The organism is Asticcacaulis sp., from assembly GCF_035497195.1.
In the GTDB taxonomy this organism is placed as follows: Bacteria; Pseudomonadota; Alphaproteobacteria; order Caulobacterales; family Caulobacteraceae; genus Asticcacaulis.
In genome coordinates this window covers 90878-108836 of sequence record NZ_DATJDZ010000009.1, presented here as the reverse complement: position 1 = coordinate 108836, position 17959 = coordinate 90878, and the positions used below count along the sequence as shown (strand labels likewise).

14 protein-coding genes are annotated in these 17959 nt (G+C 60.1%); 9 read left to right on the top strand and 5 right to left on the bottom strand.

Features of this window, described 5'->3' with window-relative positions:
- Positions 1-133: 133 nt before the first annotated feature.
- Positions 134-466: a FliO/MopB family protein gene (locus VL130_RS02645; RefSeq protein WP_325360864.1), complete on the top strand. Its 333-nt coding sequence runs from the start codon at positions 134-136 to the stop codon at positions 464-466.
- Between the two features lie 52 nt (positions 467-518).
- Positions 519-1274 (top strand): flagellar type III secretion system pore protein FliP, encoded by a 756-nt coding sequence (gene fliP, locus VL130_RS02640; protein WP_325361107.1) that lies wholly within the window; start codon positions 519-521, stop codon positions 1272-1274.
- 53 nt (positions 1275-1327) lie between these two features.
- On the opposite strand, the gene VL130_RS02635 is transcribed toward fliP, so the two are convergent.
- Complete coding sequence (locus VL130_RS02635) at positions 1328-2200, bottom strand: SPFH domain-containing protein (RefSeq protein WP_325360863.1); 873 nt, start codon at positions 2198-2200, stop codon at positions 1328-1330.
- A 356-nt stretch (positions 2201-2556) separates the two neighbouring features.
- Positions 2557-5643, bottom strand: coding sequence for a tetratricopeptide repeat protein (locus VL130_RS02630; protein WP_325360860.1), 3087 nt, complete (start codon positions 5641-5643; stop codon positions 2557-2559).
- 174 nt (positions 5644-5817) lie between these two features.
- Between VL130_RS02630 and fliQ the strand changes: the two genes are divergently transcribed.
- The 5 genes from fliQ to VL130_RS02605 all read left to right on the top strand — a co-directional run bounded on the left by fliQ (position 5818) and on the right by VL130_RS02605 (position 10879).
- On the top strand, positions 5818-6081 hold the full coding sequence (gene fliQ / locus VL130_RS02625; protein WP_325360858.1) for a flagellar biosynthesis protein FliQ: 264 nt from the start codon (positions 5818-5820) through the stop codon (positions 6079-6081).
- Positions 6081-6917 carry a flagellar biosynthetic protein FliR gene (gene fliR, locus VL130_RS02620; RefSeq protein WP_325360855.1) on the top strand — a complete coding sequence of 279 codons (837 nt, stop codon included), beginning with the start codon at positions 6081-6083 and terminating at the stop codon, positions 6915-6917. The genes fliQ and fliR overlap by 1 nt, the downstream gene beginning before the upstream one ends.
- A complete protein-coding gene (gene flhB, locus VL130_RS02615; RefSeq protein ID WP_325360853.1) occupies positions 6910-7986 on the top strand; it encodes a flagellar biosynthesis protein FlhB in 1077 nt (358 codons plus the stop codon). Before fliR ends, flhB begins: the two co-directional genes overlap by 8 nt.
- A 158-nt stretch (positions 7987-8144) precedes the next feature.
- The gene (gene cckA / locus VL130_RS02610) at positions 8145-10292 is read left to right on the top strand and encodes a cell cycle histidine kinase CckA (RefSeq protein WP_325360851.1); all 2148 of its coding nucleotides are present in this window, start codon (positions 8145-8147) and stop codon (positions 10290-10292) included.
- A 149-nt stretch (positions 10293-10441) separates the two neighbouring features.
- Complete coding sequence (locus tag VL130_RS02605; protein ID WP_325360849.1) at positions 10442-10879, top strand: hypothetical protein; 438 nt, start codon at positions 10442-10444, stop codon at positions 10877-10879.
- Here the strand turns inward: VL130_RS02605 and VL130_RS02600 are convergent.
- Genes VL130_RS02600 through VL130_RS02590 form a run of 3 tightly spaced genes read right to left on the bottom strand, consistent with a single transcriptional unit; the run spans position 10876 to position 13003 of the window.
- Complete coding sequence (locus VL130_RS02600) at positions 10876-11340, bottom strand: hypothetical protein (protein ID WP_325360846.1); 465 nt, start codon at positions 11338-11340, stop codon at positions 10876-10878. The genes VL130_RS02605 and VL130_RS02600 overlap by 4 nt on opposite strands.
- Before the next feature lie 60 nt (positions 11341-11400).
- Positions 11401-12279: a DUF3445 domain-containing protein gene (locus VL130_RS02595; protein WP_325360844.1), complete on the bottom strand. Its 879-nt coding sequence runs from the start codon at positions 12277-12279 to the stop codon at positions 11401-11403.
- Between the two features lie 25 nt (positions 12280-12304).
- Positions 12305-13003 (bottom strand): FadR/GntR family transcriptional regulator, encoded by a 699-nt coding sequence (locus VL130_RS02590; RefSeq protein WP_325360843.1) that lies wholly within the window; start codon positions 13001-13003, stop codon positions 12305-12307.
- Positions 13004-13314: 311 nt separating this feature from the next.
- On the opposite strand from VL130_RS02590, the gene VL130_RS02585 reads away from it, so the two are divergent.
- Both VL130_RS02585 and VL130_RS02580 read left to right on the top strand, forming a co-directional pair.
- Positions 13315-14919: a DUF5597 domain-containing protein gene (locus VL130_RS02585; RefSeq protein ID WP_325360841.1), complete on the top strand. Its 1605-nt coding sequence runs from the start codon at positions 13315-13317 to the stop codon at positions 14917-14919.
- An 85-nt stretch (positions 14920-15004) separates the two neighbouring features.
- Positions 15005-17878, top strand: a complete 2874-nt coding sequence (locus VL130_RS02580; protein WP_325360839.1) for a TIM-barrel domain-containing protein — start codon at positions 15005-15007, stop codon at positions 17876-17878.
- Positions 17879-17959: the final 81 nt, after the last annotated feature.

Genomic DNA, 17959 nt, shown 5'->3' with positions numbered 1-17959 from the left:
AGCCTTTCCGAAATCCCGCGACTCAACCTAATGAGGGTTATGCCACGAACACGAGGCAAATTATGCCCACCTTTTGGTTAACGAAGACTTTAAGTAAACAGCGCGTTAACTTCGGTGAGCGCAGAAGGAACAGATGAGTCTGGTAGAAATCCTGCGGGCCTTTTTCGGCCTGTCCATCGTTATCGGGCTGATCCTCGGCCTGGCCTATGTGCTGCGCCGTTATGCGCCGGCGCTGATGGCGAAGATGCAGGCGCAGCGTGGGGCGAAGCGCTTGCAGGTGATTGAGACCCTGGTGCTTGATCCGGCCCGCCGGCTGGTGCTGGTGCGGCTCGATAATGCGGAACGCCTGATCCTGCTCGGCGAAGGCCGCGAACTGGATGCGCCCGGTGAGAGTCGCCCCGTACAATCCGATATTCAACCTGCGTCAAGAGCCGCATCTGTGGACCCCAATGATGACCTGTTCTGACGCGCGTACCGCTGAGGTCGAACCAAAGGTTCGCAAGCCTTTAAGCCCCAGGATGATGAATTTCATCGTCCTGTTGGTGTTCATTCTCGGCTTCACCATGATGATCATGCCGTATGGCGCACTGGCGCAATCGGTGAACGTCGATCTCGGCAAGGGCGGATCGCTCAGCGCCCGTGTGGTGCAGTTGATTGGCCTGATGACGGTGCTGTCTCTGGCGCCGTCGATCGTTATCATGACCACCTCGTTCATTCGCATCGTGGTGGTGCTGTCCCTGCTACGGACCGCGCTTGGTCTTCAGCAGAGTCCGCCCAATGCGGTGATCATTTCACTGGCGTTGTTTCTCTCGGCTATCGTTATGGCCCCGACTTACGAGGCGGCCTACAGCCAGGGCATCAGGCCTTTGATGGATCAGGAAATGGAACTGCCGCAGGCCTTCGACGCCGCCAGCCAACCCGTAAAAGCCTTCATGCTGGCCCAGGTCGATGTGAAAGACCTCGGCCTGTTCGTCAGCCTGTCAAAGCTGGAAATGCCGGCCGACAAGATGGATCTGCCGGTGCGCGTGGTGACGCCGGCGTTCATGATTTCCGAGCTGAAAAAGGCGTTTGAGATCGGATTCATGCTGTTCGTGCCGTTTCTGGTGATCGATCTGGTCGTGGCGTCGGTGCTGATGTCGATGGGCATGATGATGCTGCCGCCGGTGGTCATTTCGCTGCCGTTCAAGCTGATTTTTTTCGTGCTGGTCGATGGCTGGCATCTGGTCGCTGGCTCGCTGGTGCAGAGCTTCCATCCGGTGGCGGGCAGCGGGTAAATATAAAAAAAAAAGGAGGCCCCATTTTAAGTAAACGGAGCCTCCCTTCCATTTTAGCGTTTGTTAATGTCGATAAAGGGCACCGCGCCGCCAGTCGTCGTCGGCAACTTGCCGTCCCACTTTTCGATGGCGCGCAGTTGCACCACTTCCGGTGAAGAGGCGATCGACTGCGCCAGCAGACGGTTGGCCTCGGCCTGACCGCGCGCCTGTTCGATCAGGGCATCGGCCTGGGCCTTGGAGACGGCGACCTGCGCCTGCGCGGCGGAGGCATCGGCGTCGGCCTTGGTCTTCATCTGGATCGAATCGAGGATCACCTGCGGGTAGCGGATGGTGCCGATCCAGTCGAGCTGACTGACATTGACGCCTTGCGGTTCCCACTTGCGGCTGACCCGCGCCAAAGCCTTTTGAATGATCTGCTGGCGGCCGCCGCGATAAAGGAATTCGACACTGACCAGCTCGGTTTCCGCCGCGATGGCCGAGCGGACATCGTTGCGGATTGGGCCTTCGAACAACTGATCAAAGGACAGGCGATAGCGCGTGTACAGCGACGGCGCCTTGGAGGGATCGATACGCATCACCAACTGGACATCCGCGGTCATCGGCAGGGCGTTATTGTCCGAGAAGGTGACTTCCTCATTTTCCGGCCCGCGCGCATCGGCTTCGCGCGTATAGGTATAGGTGCGCTGGATCACGGGAAATTCGGCAATGCGCTCGCCTGGCAGGTTCAGATGCCAGCCGGAAGACAGGGGCGTCTTGTCAACGCCTGCATTGGGGCCGAGCGTGCGGATCTTGACGCCGACATTACCCGGCTGGATCGTCTGGCCGCAGGAAACCAGCGACAGCAGCAAAAGGGCGGCAATCGCCCCGGCGGGTATCAGCACCTTCCATTTGGCAGGGATGGCAACGCCATTACGGAGATTATTCATATTCATGTTTTTCGTTTCAAGGGCTGCGGCCAAACGAACGCGGCTCAGGTCCCCCGACCTTTCATGTGTTGAGACAAAGATAAAAAGAACAAGTGTATGCGCGCTCTCAAGTGAGAGAGTGACTATAGTCTTAGTTTCGGGGAGGGCTTGATCGCGTAAGAGCAAATATGGGCTGGTGCCGAGATTTCGACGAATGGCCGCGCATTAAACTTGCGGCTATGCCTGACTTAACTAACGATCATTTTCCTTCATTTGGATCAATTCCCGAAAACTTGGGAACCCGTACATACTACATATAGGTCTGAATTGTTTAAAGCGAAACACGACATTGATCACGCCGATGTGACTTTGTTACTCTAAGCTGTTTTCGGCTTCGGCGTATTGGCGGCGGCCTTCGCGGCGGCGTCGTCTTTTTCACGGAACTTCTTTTTCATACTCGTCACCCAGCCGGTGAAGCTGTCGGTCGCCGCGGTCGAGGCGGCGAAATCCCGGGCGCTCAGGCTGCCGCCATCCAGCGGGGCCAGCGCCACGCGGATGGCGTCCGATGATGACGCGGTTTCCGAGAACTTGCCGTAGCGCGTTGACAGGCGCGTCAGCGACGGCTGGTCTTTTTGCAGGCTGTAGGCGATGGCGGCGCGCAACAGGCGGCCCTCGTCGGCCAGGGCCAGTGGCGCGTCGCTCTTCCAGCGGTCGCCGAGGCGCTTTTCGAGAATGGCGCCGGCATGGGCGTAATCCTGCCGGTTCCAGAAAATGTCGGCGCGAATATCCTGGGCATCGGGCGAATTGTCATTGCCCAGCACATCCAGCGCCTTGTCGGGCGCGTTCAGTTCGTTGAGGGCGCGCGCCTCCAGCACCCGGCGCTCGGCCATGACCGATTTCGGCAGCAGGGTGGTGCGCGTATTCCACAGTGCCTGAAGCGCCTTCTGCGGATCGTGATCCATCAGGTAGATGGCGGCCAGATCAGCGGCGACCGAGGATTTGGCGACGCCATCGAGGCGGTGGCTGACCTGATATTCCAGCAGATCGGCGGCCTGGTCGAGCAGGTCGACATCGACAAGGCGACGCACGATCCGGCGCACCATCTCATCACCGTCGGGACCGATCGGGGTCAGTTCCTTGAAATCGTTGAACAGGCCGAGCGCCTCGACCGGCTGGAGGCCATCGGCCATGCCGCCAAGAAACAGGCCGCGGAAGGCCTGGTTGAGCGTGGTCTGAATCTGCACCGATTGCGGATCGCCCATGAAGGACTGGCCGCCGCTTTTCAGCACGATCAGCGCTTCGCGGTAGCGGCCCTGGCTAAGATAGAGGCTGCCCATATTATTGATCAGCTTCATCTCGGTATCATCGCCACGCCAGCGGAAACGCAGGGAATCGAGCGCGGCCAGGGTCTGGGCCGAGGTCGCCTTCCCAAGGTCGTAACTCAGCATGGCGGCACGCATGGTGGCCGGCGCGGCGATGCTGTCATCCGTTGCGCGCGCCACCGCCTGATAGACCTTGAGCGCACGTGGTTTGTCGCCCTGGGCCTCGATAATCTGAGCGTCGATCAGATAGGCGTGCAGCTTTTGCAGCGGTGTGACGGCCTGGGCCAGGGCATAGCCGATCATGGCTTCCGCCGTGGTCAGGTCGTTTTGTTGCAGGGCGGAATAGGCATAGGCCGCCCCGATTTTCGTGCGCCATTCCGGCGGAAACTGATCGAGCGCCCTGAGGCCGAATTTGAAATCCTTGACCGCATCGGCATGGTGCCCGGCCTGCATTCCGGCGTATCCGGCCCACAGGCGCGAAGCCGGGTCATTGATAAGTTGCGAGGAGGACAGGTCACCCACCGCGTCGGCATAGCGGTCCGACAACAGGCGGGCGACGACGCGCAGGCCGCGCACCTGCGGATTGTCCTGGGCGCGCGGACTTTCCTTGATCATCAGGTCGAGCACGCCCTGGGCCTCGAAGGTGAGATTCTGACCGACAAGGAACCGCGCCAGGGCCAGCCGCGCCTTGGTGCTGGCGGCGGGGCCAAGGCTGCCTTCATCGGCGGCGGCGGCCTGGAGCGCGTTGTAGCGGGGCAGGAAACCCTCGGCCGGCGACGCCGACCAGTCAGGATTCATCAGGCCGGGGTAAAGGGCGTTCTTATAGGCCAGGGTCGGATCATTCGGCGACGCATTGGGATTGATGGTCGAAAGCGTCAGGCCCTTGGGACGCGACACCAGGATCAGGTCGCCCTCGGCCGCCACCTTGACGTCGGGCGTCATATGCACGATCGCCGCGCCCTGCGCTGTCGACGCCAGGGTGGCTTCGAGGGTGGTGCGCGCGGCGGTCAGGTTCTTCACAGGCCCTCGCGCCGGTATCACCGCCATGCGGTCGCCGACATTCGGATCTCGAATCCAGGCGACGCGGGTGGCGCCGGCCAGGGTGATGTTGAGGCCGGGCACGCCGGTGCTGTCATCGCGGATGACGCTGACTTCGGCGGCCTTGTTTTCCAGCGGTTTGCCGCCCAGCCGCACCCGCCAGACCAGCCCGTCATTGATGACCGACAGCGCGCCGATGGTCGGGGCCTTGAGGCGCAGGGCGGTGAAGCCGTCATTACGCGTCCATTGAGCGTCCTGAACGATGGCGCCGTCCTTGAATTCCGCCGGGAAGCGCAAATCGACCTCGGAATCGAAGACGATCCACACCGATTCGCCGCGGCGGAAGACGGCGGTGGCGACAGGGCCGGCAAAGGGGAAGGTGATATCCTTGCCGCCATCGACGCTTTCGACCTCCGCCGCCACAACCGGCACATTGGCGGCGCGGTTGAGGCGCGTATCGTTCAGGTTGGCGGACTTGTTCGCCTCACGCTTGATGACGTCCTGCATATTAACGCGGATATCGCCGTCTTTTTTGCCGTCGTCAGGCGTGTTGCTGCTTTGGGTATTAGCGGCGGTGGGGTCGATCTGGACGAAGACAGCGCCATCGGCGCGGCCAAAACGGGTTTCGAAGCCGTCGGTGACGCTTAACCACAGTTCGTTGGCGCGGGCATCGGATTTGAGATCGACGCCCTTGATGCCGACCGGCGGATTGGCGCGGATATCGCCGAGGTCCGGCTTCTTCTGGCCGGGCAGGCGGATAACCACCTGTCCCTTTTCACGGCGGACCGAAGCGCGGCTGCCGATGGCGCCGTAGATTTCGATGCGGCCGGAGGACTTGTTGCGCCCGACGCGGATATCGATATCGGAACGCGGGGCCACCTGCGGCGGAGCTATGGTGTCGCCCAGCGCCAGGGTCGCCATTCCCATCGAGACCGTGGCGGCGACGATGGCGGTGGTGCGCAGGGCGTTATTCAGCGAAAAAGGCTTCCGGGCCGGCTGCGATTTGTCGAGCAAAACGCGCGCACGATCAAGCGTCCGCTCAGGGGCGGGCGCGCTGCCGATGGCATCGGCATTCGGCACAGGCGTTTTACGGTCTCGACTCATCGTCCGTTAACTTGCCTCAACGGGGTTTAACCATAGTTAATGCCGCGATAATTTAACGGCAATTTCCGGGCTTTATGTGCAGTGAGAATCTCATCATAGGTTAAGAGCAAATTAACCGTTCAGGCGGCAAATATTGCCGGGTTTTGGTGTAATTTCTTGACGGATATGACGTAAATGACGGGTGCCGAGGTTCTGGGTGTCGGGCGCGACGCCATCTGGCTGACCATTCAGCTATGTACGCCGATTTTGCTGGTCGGCCTGGTGGTCGGGGTGGCGATCGGCCTGTTTCAGGCCCTGACACAAATTCAGGAAGCCACGCTTATCTACGCCCCCAAGATTATCGCCGTTTTCCTGGCCTTGCTGCTGCTGCTGCCCCTGATGGGATCTCTGCTCGCCAGTTTCATGCACGAAATTATCAATAAAATTGCGACGATGTGATGCTCCTGCTCCAGGTCGTACAGTTGCGTTCCAGCTTGTCGGATACGGGAGGCGACGATTTTGCCTCTTTTTTCGGCACATCGGCGCAGTTGTGGGTTGTGGGGCTGATCTTTATTCGTCTCGCCAGCATCGTCATGCTGATTCCGGGGCTGGGCGATCCGGCCGTGCCGCCGCGCCTGCGTCTGTGCTTCGCCCTGCTGCTGGCCATGATGATCACGCCGATTGTCGGGCCATTTATCCCGGCCATGCCGCCGACGCTCGGCGGACTGACCGGCATCGTCCTGCACGAGACGATCGTCGGGCTTATGCTCGGCAGCCTGATGCGCGTCCTGCTGTTTACCCTGGTGACGACGGGCGAAATCCTGTCGCTGCAAACCACGCTATCTTTCGCCCAGACAGCCAATCCGACCGAAGCGCAATCGAGCACCAGCCTCGGCGCTTTCCTCGCCATTTTCGGGCTGGTGATGATCTGGGTGACCAATACCCACCACCTGTTCATCCGCGCCATGGTCGATTCCTACCAGATATTTTCGCCCACTAAAAACGTCATGATCGGCGACGCCGGCGCCCTGATGGTCCGGACATTGAGCGAAAGCTTCGTGCTGGCCTTGCAGCTTTCGGCGCCGGTGGTTGTTTTCGCTTTGGTCTTCAATATCGCTACCGGGTTTATCGGACGTATGATGCCCAGCTTTCCGATCTTCTTTGCCGCCACGCCCTTGAGCGTCCTGTTCGGGCTGTCCCTGATGGCCCTGTCGCTCGGCACGATGGGCATGGTTTTCATCGACCACTATCAGCAATTCCTGGGCATATTCCTCATGGGAGGCCGCGTTGGCTGAGGAATCCGAAGGCGAAGATAAAACAGAAGCGGCCTCCGGACGGAAACTCCAGCAGGCGCAGGAAAAGGGCGATGTCGCCAAGTCCGGCGACCTGCCGCAAGCCCTGTCGCTGATCGGCGCCTGCGCGATTGTGGCTATCAAGGGACCTGAACTCTGCCAGACCCTGACCGGCGACCTGCTGCCCTTCCTGGCGCATCCGGAGCAGCTTCTGGGTTCACTCGAAGGCGATGGCGGCATTGGCATTGCTCACGCCGTGGTCATGGATATCATCCCCATATTGTTAATGGTCATGGGGGCGTCGATGGCGCTGGGCATTTTGGGCAATGTCATGCAGACTGGGCTGATGTTCACGCCATCGAAACTGGCGCCGGATTTCAGCAAGCTCGATCCGATGAAAGGTTTCAAGAAGCTGTTCGGCGTCGATGCGCTCATCACCTTCGGCAAGACCCTGCTCAAGCTGACCATTACCGGTTTCATCGTCTGGCTGGTCATCAAGAACCGCCTGACTGACATTCTGGCCCTGGCCGCCGCATCGCCGCTGCTCATCCTGCCCTATGTCCATGAGGCGGTCATTGCCCTGGCCATCGCCGTCTGCATCTTCCTGTTCGTCGGGGGCGTGGCCGACTACGCCCTGCAAAAATACCGCTTCCTGCAACGCATGAAGATGTCGAAACAGGAGCAAAAGGAAGAATACAAGCAGACCGAAGGCGACCCGCACATCAAGGCGAAGCTGCGCCAGTTGCGCATGGAAAAAGGCCGCCGGCGCATGATGTCGAACGTCAGGAACGCCACCGTGGTGGTAACGAATCCGACCCACTATGCCGTCGCCCTGCACTACGAGATGAACGAAATGGCCGCGCCGGTCTGCGTCGCCAAGGGCATGGACGCCGTGGCGCTGAAAATCCGTGAGGAAGCCGGCAAGCATAATGTGCCGATCGTCGAAGACCCGCCGCTGGCCCGCGCCCTGTTCGCCAGCATGGAGATCGATGAGGTTATTCCTGAGCAGCATTTCGCCGCGGTCGCCAAGCTGATCAGCTTTATCATGTCGAAGAAAAAGAGTGCATTTTAGCATAAACGCCGCATCGACGGCGGTGGGTGCTTGCCCTTGCCCTGCCTGGTTTTCGTTAGACATGCGCGCCTGACACAAAATGGTCTAGTATGTGACGGTGATTCGCTTGGGCGTTGAGCGTCCCGGCCGCCGCATTCCGTATCGAAAAGGTTGTTCCCTTGCCCGCAGCTCAGATTGCCACGCCGGTATCCGCACCGGTAAAAACCGCCAACCCGCTGATCGAGCGGCTGCGCGGGATCGCCAGTCCGTGGACGATCGGTATCGTGGCGGTTGTCGTGGTTTGCGCCTGTATCGCGGTGTGGCTGGTGGCAGGGCGGCTGCCGGCCGGGATCGTGATCGGCATCCTGATCGCCGCCGTGGCCGGGGTGGTGTTCATGGGCATGTTCGCCTTTTCCGCCGAGGCCGATATCCTCGGCGCCGAAGGGTTCAAGGCGTCCGATATCGTCAGGTCCCTCAGCGAACCGGCGGCGGTGGCGGCTTTTGACGGCCATGTGCTGGCGGTCAATACCGCCTGGAGTGACGCGGGTGACGGCACAAAGCGCCTGCCGCAGGGCGAACACGCGCCGGCGCTTTTCGTGGCGCTGCGTGAAGCCAGGGCGCAGGGGATCGGCCGCGCGCTGGTCCGACTTGGCGGCTTCGATTACGAAATGGTGGTGTCGCGCCTCGGCGAAGACCTGGTGCTGGTGCGGGCCGCTTCGCAGGGCGTGCTCGGCAATGGCCTGATGCTGAAACATGAAAACCCACCGGCCGTGCAGGATGCTGCGTTTCTGCCGAATGAGCCTGAGCCTCTCAAGGCGGATCTGCCGGAAGCGATCATGGACGCCTTCGCCGAAGCCGCACCCTTCGGGGCAGCTCTGGTGGCGGGAGGCGATCTGTTCGCTGCGCGCGTCACCGATTTCAATACCGTTTTCGCCGCCCTGACCGAGCAGGCGCCTGATAAGCTGACCGGCGCGGTTTTCGGCGATCTGGTCACCGAAAATTCGCGGGCGGCGCTGGCCGAAAAACTGGCCACCAGCAAGAGCGGCCCGTTCGATATCAGCCTCAATGTCAAGTCCGAACGCGCCCTGCAAATCTATGTCAGTCAGGTCTCCGGCGGCTACAGCCTCTATCTGTTCGATGTGTCCGAGCAGAAGAAGCTGGAACAGACTCTTGTCCAGTCACAGAAGATGCAGGCCATCGGACAGGTGGCTGGCGGCATGGCGCACGATTTCAACAACCTGCTGACCGGGTTCAAGTTCCGTAATGATCAACTGCTGGTCAATCATCCCCTCGGCGATCCATCCTATGATGATCTGAACGGTATCCGCCAGATCATCGCCCGCGCCGAGGACCTGGTGCGCAACCTGCTGGCCTTCGCCCGCAAGCAGACGGTCAAGCGCGTCACGCTCAATGTCGGCGAAATGGTCTCCGAGGCTGAGGTTCTGCTGCGCCGTCTGGTGCGCGAGGACGTCAAGCTGGAAACCGCCTATGGCCGTAATCTGCCCAATGTCCATGTCGACAAGGGGCAGATGGAGATGGTCATGATGAACCTGGTGGTCAATGCGCGCGACGCCATGCGCGCCCAGGGCGGCGGCAAGGTCAATATCCGCGCCGCCAGCATGACACAGGACGAAGCCAAGGATTACGGCTGGCCGGAAGCCCCGGCGCAGGGCGCAGCGCTGATCGAGGTGTCGGACACCGGCCCCGGCATCCCGCCGGAAATTCTGGCCCAGGTGTTCGAGCCGTTTTTCACCACCAAACCGCTCGGCGAGGGGACAGGCCTCGGCCTCTCAACCGTCCACGGAATCGTTGCGCAGGCCGGCGGTCATATCCAGATCGTCTCGCCACCGGGCAAGGGCGCGACCTTCCGCATCTTCCTGCCGGTGTGGATCGAGACCGAGAAGGAACTGGCGACGCCGAAGGCGGAGGTGGTCAAGCCGGTGCCAAAGGATCTCTCAGGCGTTGGCCGTATCCTGTTTGTCGAGGACGAGCAGATCGTGCGCGGCATCGCGGCGCACCTGCTGCGTCAGCGCGGCTATGAGGTGCTTGAAGCCGAGGATGGCGAGGAGGCTTTGGCCATCATCGAAGCCGAAAACGGCCGCTTCGACCTGCTGATCTCGGACGTCATCATGCCGGGCATGGACGGGCCTTCGATGTTGAAACTGGCGCGGCCGATTCTGGGCAATGTGCCGGTAATGTTCATTTCGGGCTATGCCGAGTCGGAATTCTCCGACCTGCTGGAAGCCGAACAGAACATCTCCTTCTTGCCCAAGCCGCTCGACATTAAAACCCTTGCCGAGCGCGTAAAAGCACAACTCGCGGCCTAAAATCTCCTCCCCATTTCTCAAATGGGGAGCGGGGCCGCCCGTGGGGTGACGCGGCGAAGTCCGCGACGGAGGGGCGTCTCAATCTTTACTCACATCACGGGTTGAAATAACTCTTTGCCACCCCAGCTTTATGCAAACGGGAGGCGGATATGGTTCTGATATTGGCACTGGCGGCGATACTGTTCGCGCTGATGTTTCCGGAAACGCCGACAGGGCGTTTCGCCAAACGCCATTTTGTCGATGCGCCGGCGCAATGGCTGAACAACCTCAGTCCGCTAAAGGTATTTGCGCTTATCGCCGTTGCGATTGTCGTTACCCTCTGCTCAGCAGCCTTTCCGGCTGAGATCGCCCTGATCGCCGCCGGTGACCTGACCGCCTATATCGAAATTGCCGCCGCGCTGGCGGTACTGACGTCGAAACTGCGGATCAGGCAATTCGCGGCGCGGATCATTATTGTTGTGCGCCGGCTATCTATACAGGTCCGACGATTTGCCGGGGCCGTTCGTTTGCGTGTCGGGCGACTGCGCCCGGTACGCCATTCCAAAGCTGATTCAAGCGATGAAGACGGTGCGCCTGTCCCCGCCTAAGGCGCATCGATACAGGCCCTGGCGCCGCCTATCGGAATGGTCTGGGTGCCGCCCTTCCAGGTGACGATCAACTGGCCCGTCAGGGGACGGATATTTTGGCCGGTTTTCGCCTCGCTGATATTATAGGATTCAACTACCGACAGCTTCCCCGACGCGTCGACAAAGCTGCGGACGCTATGGATACTGTCCGACCCGCCCGTGCTCATGGTGACTTTCGCCGGATGGCCGTTGATGCGGATATAGCCCTTGGCGCCGCCTTGCAGGGAATCCTCGATAAAGATGCGTGAGCCGTCGGTCGTGCCGGCGCGGGCGATCCGGGTGATGCAGCCGGTCAGGTCGGCGCCATCTGCCGGTTGCAGCGGGGTGACAGCAAAGGCGGATGCGGCCTTTTCCGCCGGTGTTGGCTGATGGCAGGCGGCCAGGGCGATCAGCAACACAACAGGCCAGGCGATCTTTGTCATGAGGTCCTCGCACAGATTTACGCGACGCTATCATGGCTTTTTGTAAGCGGACAATGCGGCTCAAGCGCCCGCGATCTCTTCCAGCCGCGCGATCAGACGGTCCCGTTCGAGCGTCAGACCCTTGTAATCGAGTTGTTGCGGCGTATAGGCCTGTAACTGGCTGATCAATGCCTGCGCCAGTTCGGCGGCGTTGGGCTGCTGTTCCATCGCTGCCAGCGGATCGAGATAAATACGAATAGTGAAGAGAATATCGCCGCTAACGGCCAGCTTGCGCAGAGTCTGGCGTTCCAGCCGGAAGTAGAAGCTGTCGATCTTTTCGTCACCGAATCGCCATTGCTTTGTGGAATGGGGATGGTGCAGGGCATCGTCGGCGTGCAGTGACCAGTTCCAGCGGATGATCGGCTGTTCCGGGCGCAGATTGTCAAACATGCGCTCGATGATGGTGGCGTTGCGCGTGTCGCGGCCGAAATCCGGCACCGGCGTGTGAATTTCCTGAAGCGCCTTGCCGAACTTCTCATGCAGCCGCCAGGACGATGGGAAGCACAGGTGCCCCGCCACCAGCCGCCAGCCAGTCTCGCTGCGCCGCATCAGCACAAGGTCTTCCTGCACCAGCCCGCCGGCGATCAGCAGGGGCGGGTAGAGCGTATCCAGCCTGACGCGCCGAAAAGCGGGCACGATATCGATCTGCGGCCCGATGCGCCGGTAGATATCGGGAAAGCGCTCAGGCAAATAATCGGTTAGCAGGGTCAGCACCTCGGCCTGCGCCATTTCGGTGCCCGGTTCGGCGACAAATATCCTGTCAAAGGCGCGCTCAGCCAGCCGGTCCTTTTCGTCGAGATAAGCCAACAATTGGTCATCGACATCGATCCAGTCGGCTGGATCGAGCGGCTTGACGCCGATGGTGAAGAGCTTGTGGGAACCGTCGTAAGGGGTGTGCATAGGCGCTTTTATCACGGGGCGCGTTTTAAACCGCCTGGGCTTTTTCGATAAAGTTCAGCGATTCCAGCAAGATATCCTCGGAAGCCTTTTTCGCCATCGGGGCGTCGCCTTTTTCGATGGCGATCAGGATCGCTTCGTGAGCGTGGATATCGGCCATATGCCCGGCGATCGTATTGGTGAGTTGGATCGACATGTGCAGAGCATTGGTGACCAGCGGCTTGAGACGCCAGAAGAACGGATTGCCGGACGCCTTCAATATGGCGACGTGAAAATCGATATCGGCCTGCAAAGCCAGGTCCGGCTGGTTGGCGTGGTCGATCATCGCCTGCAAGCCCTCGCGGATGCCGGCGATGGCGCGCTTGTCCTGAAGTTCGGCGGCGAGAGAGGCGGCGGCGGGTTCGATGGCCAGGCGCATCTGGGCGAATTCGAGGAAAATCTTGTTGGAATAGGGGCGCTCCATCAGCCAGCGCAGCACGTCCGGATCGAGCAGGTTCCAGTTATCGACCGGCTCGACGCGCGTGCCCTGGCGCTGGCGCGAACTGATCAGCCCCTTGGCCGACAGCATCTTGACCGCTTCACGCATCACGGTGCGGCTGGCGCCGAACTTGGCGCAGAGTTCCGCTTCGGTGGGGAAGCCGGTCTTCTCGAATTCGCCGGTGACGATGGATTGGCCAAGGGAGGCGAGGAGGCCGTAGGCGAGGCTGACGCCGAGTTCGGAGCGCATGACGTTTCTTTCTGGTAGGCTTTTAATAGTCCCTGAGGCGTTGTGCGATCTCTGTAAAACCGGGATTCGCCGCTTCGCCTTAGGAAGCTTATAGAATAAAATACTATTTATAAACCAGATTCGTCATTTGACGCTTGCCGGAAGGGTGGCCACTATTGTACGACTGTTTTTATATGTGACTGTCCGTTCGCAGGTGAAACTTTGCGGTAATAAGCGGGGCAGCGGTTTGATGGGAGCTGATACCAATGGGCAAGACCTTCAAGAAACATTTGTCGACACGTTTTGTGTTAGCGCTATCATCCAGCGCGCTGATGCTGGCCGGCGCAATGCCGACGCAGGCGGCGGGGCCGATGCCCGAACTGGTCCAGAAAGACGGCAAGTTCGCCCTGATGGTCGATGGCGCGCCGTTCCTGATCCTGGGCGGGCAGGCCAACAATTCCAGTAATTACGAAGCCGCCCTGCCAAAGGTCTGGCCGGCGATCAGGGATATGCACGCCAATACCCTGACCATGCCGGTGGCGTGGGAGCAGATCGAACCGGTCGAGGGCAAGTTCGATTTCAGTTTCGTCGATGCACTGGTGACGCAGGCGCGCGAGAATAATGTCCGGCTGGTCATCCTGTGGTTCGCTACCTGGAAGAACACCGGCCCGTCCTATGCGCCCACCTGGGTCAAGACGGATAACAAACGCTTCCCGCGCCTGACGAACAAGGACGGTACAACCTCCTACGCCCTGTCGCCGCTCTATGAATCGACACGTGACGCCGACAAAAAGGCCTATGTCGAACTGGTCAGGCATCTCAAGGCGATCGACGGCGATCAGCACACGGTCATCATGCTCCAGCCGGAAAATGAGGTCGGCGTCTATGGTCCGGCGCGCGACTATTCGAAAAAGGCCGATGCCCTGATGGCCAAACCGGTGCCGGCGGCCCTGCTCAAGAAATACAACAAGAAGGCGGGAGACTGGAACACGGTTTTCGGCAAGGATGCCGACGAGTACTTCCATGCCTGGTCGATCGCCACCTATATCGACGATATCGTGGCGGCCGGCGATGCCGTCTATCCGCTGCCCACCTATGTCAATGCCGCGTTGAAAGACCCGCTTAACCCGGACCAGCCGGCCGGTTCCTATGCGTCAGGCGGGCCGGTCTACAGCGTCATCGATGTCTGGAAGGCGGCGGCGCCGCATATCGAATTCCTGGCGCCCGACCTCTATACGCCGACCTCGCAATCCTATGAGAAGACGCTGGAGCTTTACGCTCGTCCCGACAACGCGCTCTATGTCGCCGAAAGCGGCAACAAGCCGGTTTATGCGCGCTACCTGTTCTCGGCTCTGGGCCGTCAGGGAATCGGTTTCGATCCGTTCGGCTTTGATTATACCGGCTATTCCAATCATCCGCTGGGCACGACCAAGACCGATATCGAGATGGTCAAGCCCTTCGCCACGCTCTACAAGCTGTTCGGCGGCATGGACCGCGAATGGGCCAGGCTGAGCTTTGACTCGCAGGTCTGGGGTGTCTCCGAACCGGACGATCATTCGGATCAGAAGCTAGATCTCGGCGCGAAGTGGAACGCCACGGTCAGCTACCGCGAATGGCAGTTCGGCCTGCGCAAGTGGGACCCTGAGAACAAGAACGGCTTCCCGGAAGGCTCTGAAATTCCCAGCGGGGGTATCGCTGTGGCGAAGCTGAGCGATAATGAATTTCTGGTGGCCGGCCTGAATGCGCGCATCACCTTCGGCGCCGGTGAAGCCAATGCCAAGAAGGGCATGTTGCTGGATCGCGTCGAGGAGGGCCATTTCGAGGACGGCAAGTGGGTCTTTGAGCGTCTATGGAACGGTGATCAGACCGATTATGGTCTGAACTTCACGGGGCAACCGGTGATATTGAAGGTCCGCCTGGCTACCTATGAACAGTAAGTAAGGGCAGCAGCCCCCTCCGGCGAGACAAGCTCGCCACCTCCCCCGCAAGCAGGGGAGGAGAAGATAATCTGGGAGTGAGAAGATGAAAGCAGCGAAAATCTGGGCCTCGGTATCAGCCATTGCCCTCGTCATGTCGGCGGGCGCGGCTCTGGCCGGTTCTTACGAGAAAACCGCCACCGGTATCGTGGTCAAGCCCGATACGGGTACCGCCAAGGAAGTCCGCCTCGAAGTTATGAGCGACTCGATCATCCATGTGCTGGCCACCGATGATCCGGCGCGCCAGCAAATGCCGTCCCTGATGACCATCGCCACGCCCGGTGGTGATTTCACGGTTTCGGAAACGAAGAAGGCCGTGACACTCAAGGCTGCAAAAGCCTCGGCCGTGGTCTCGCTGGAGACCGGCCTCGTCACCTTCTACAATGCCGATGGCAAGCCGGTCCTGACCGAGACCGCCGCCGCCATCGCGCCGGTGACCATCGAGGGCCAGTCCTATGTGACGAGCCATGCCCAGTTCAATCGCGGCACGACCGAGGGGCTTTACGGTCTCGGTCAGCACCAGAATGCCCAGATGGACATGAACGGCGAGGACGTGCTCCTCTCCCAACACAATATGGACGTCGCCGTGCCGTTCGTTATGTCGGACCAGAATTACGGCATCCTGTGGGACAATAACTCGATCACCCGCTGGGGCAATCCGACGCCCTACGCCCTGTTCAGCCGTGATCTGAAACTGGCTGCCGAGGATGGTACGCCCGGCCTGACCGCCAAATACTATGTCGATGGCAAGCTGATCCTGACCCGTGTCGAGAGCGACATCAAGTATCAGTATCTGAGCGATGTCGCCGCCAACTGGCCCACCGATCCGGCGCTGTCCAAGGAAGCGACGCAAGGCAAAAAAGTGCTGGTTGTCTGGGATGGCGCCATGACCTCGGATATTTCCGGCGTCCACAAGATGCAGATGTATTCGTCCGACTATGCCGACCTGACCCTCGACGGCAAGAAGGTCTTGAGCGTGTGGCGTCAGGGCTGGAACCCGTGGTATCACAATTTCGAGCAGGATTTCACCAAGGGCAAGCCGGTGAAATTCCATCTCGAATGGCAGCCTTCGGGCGGCATGATCGCTATCACCCATAACAATCCGCAATCATCCGCCGATACGCACTCCCTGCAATTTTCGTCAGAAGCCGGCACAGGCCTCAACTACTATTTCATCGCGTCGGACAGCATGGATGGCGTTATCGGCGGCTATCGTCACCTGACCGGCCAGGCCCCGCTGATGCCGAAATGGGCCTACGGCTTCTGGCAGTCGCGCCAGCGCTACGAGACGCAGGATCAGTTGCTGGGTGTACTCAAGACCTACCGCGACATGCAGATCCCGATCGACAATATGGTGCAGGACTGGTTCTACTGGCCGGAAGACCAGTGGGGCTCGCACACCTTCGATCCCCAGCGCTTCCCCGATCCGCAGAAGATGGTCGATGAGGTGCACAAGCAAAACGCCCATATCATGATCTCAATCTGGGGCAAGTTCTACGCCAATACCGACAACTACAAGGCCTTTGAAAAGAAAGGCTATATGTGGACGAAGAATGTCGAGGAAGGCCAGCGCGACTGGGTGGGCAAGGGCTATCTCAACAGCCACTATTCGCCCTATAATCAGGACGCGCGTGACATGTACTACAAGCAGCTTCACGACACCCTGGTCGTGAAGGGCTTCGACGCCTGGTGGATGGATAATACCGAACCGGACGTGCGCTCCAACACCAGCCCGGCCGAATTCGCCGCGCTGATCACGCCCACACAAATGGGACCAGGCGCCATTGTCCATAATCCTTACGCGCTGATGAACACCAAGGCGATGTATGACGGCCTGAAGAAGGATCAGCCCGATACCCGCCAGTTCATCCTGACCCGTTCGGGCTTCGCCGGTGTGCAACGCAATGCCGCGGCCGTCTGGTCGGGCGATACGGTGGGCCGCTGGAACAATCTCTACGATCAGATCGCCGCCGGCGTGAACTTCTCGATGTCAGGCATCCCCAACTGGACGCACGATATCGGTGGCTACGCGCAGGAAACGCGCTTCCAGGGCACGGATGTCGGCGGCTTGCAGGAAAACCGCGCATCGGGCGGCACCGGTACGGCCGAGGACCTGAAGGAATGGCGCGAAATGAACACGCGCTGGTTCCAGTTCGGCGCCTTCTCGCCGCTATTCCGTTCGCACGGCGAGGGCGTGAAGCGCGAAATCTTCGTGATCGCGCCGGAAGGCTCGGACATGCGCGACAACATGATCTGGTACGATAAGCTGCGCTACCGCCTGATGCCCTATATCTACGCCACGGCTTCGGACACCTATCATAATTCCGGCACCATCATGCGCGGCCTGGTGATGGATTTCCGCGACCCTAAGGTCAAGGATATCAAGGATGAGTATCTGTTCGGTCACGCCTTCCTGGTGGCGCCGGTCTACGAGTACAAGGCCCGTTCGCGCGCGGTTTACCTGCCGGCGGGCGCCGACTGGTATGATTTCTATACAGGTGGCAAGCTGAAGGGTGGCCAGAGCCTGACCGTCAATGCGCCGGTGACTCAGATGCCGCTGTTCGTCAAGGCGGGCTCGGTGGTGCCGGTTGGTCCGGTGACGCAATATGTCGATGAAAAGCCCGATGCGCCGATCACGCTCAATGTCTATACCGGCGCTGATGGCACGTTCAGCTTTTATGAGGATGATGGTGTCACCAACGGCTATACCCGTGGCGAATTCAGCCGGATTCCGCTGAGCTATAATGACAAGACCGGCGAATTGACCATCGGCGCGCGGACCGGCAGCTATAAGGGCATGATCGCCAACCGAACCTTCCGCGTGCGCTTTATCGTGCCGGGCGTCTCCAGTTCGGCGTCGTTTGATGATTTCGATAGCGAGGTGGCCTATTCCGGCGCGGCGGTGACGGTAAAGAAATAGGATAGCTTAACATCTTCGTGAAAGGGCCTGGTCACCGTACCAGGCCCTTTTGCGTTTGGCCTGTTTTCTGTTAGCTTGGTC

Bases quoted from the DNA above. Each gene is read 5' to 3' on its own strand.
- VL130_RS02600 (WP_325360846.1), bottom strand. From the start codon at position 11,340: ATGACAAAGATCGCCTGGCCTGTTGTGTTGCTGATCGCCCTGGCCGCC.
- VL130_RS02595 (WP_325360844.1), bottom strand. From the start codon at position 12,279: ATGCACACCCCTTACGACGGTTCCCACAAGCTCTTCACCATCGGCGTC.
- fliQ (WP_325360858.1), top strand. From the start codon at position 5,818: ATGACGGGTGCCGAGGTTCTGGGTGTCGGGCGCGACGCCATCTGGCTG.
- VL130_RS02635 (WP_325360863.1), bottom strand. From the start codon at position 2,200: ATGAATAATCTCCGTAATGGCGTTGCCATCCCTGCCAAATGGAAGGTG.
- VL130_RS02590 (WP_325360843.1), bottom strand. From the start codon at position 13,003: ATGCGCTCCGAACTCGGCGTCAGCCTCGCCTACGGCCTCCTCGCCTCC.
- fliP (WP_325361107.1), top strand. From the start codon at position 519: ATGATGAATTTCATCGTCCTGTTGGTGTTCATTCTCGGCTTCACCATG.
- VL130_RS02585 (WP_325360841.1), top strand. From the start codon at position 13,315: ATGCTGGCCGGCGCAATGCCGACGCAGGCGGCGGGGCCGATGCCCGAA.
- VL130_RS02645 (WP_325360864.1), top strand. From the start codon at position 134: ATGAGTCTGGTAGAAATCCTGCGGGCCTTTTTCGGCCTGTCCATCGTT.
- VL130_RS02605 (WP_325360849.1), top strand. From the start codon at position 10,442: ATGGTTCTGATATTGGCACTGGCGGCGATACTGTTCGCGCTGATGTTT.
- VL130_RS02630 (WP_325360860.1), bottom strand. From the start codon at position 5,643: ATGAGTCGAGACCGTAAAACGCCTGTGCCGAATGCCGATGCCATCGGC.
- fliR (WP_325360855.1), top strand. From the start codon at position 6,081: ATGCTCCTGCTCCAGGTCGTACAGTTGCGTTCCAGCTTGTCGGATACG.
- VL130_RS02580 (WP_325360839.1), top strand. From the start codon at position 15,005: ATGAAAGCAGCGAAAATCTGGGCCTCGGTATCAGCCATTGCCCTCGTC.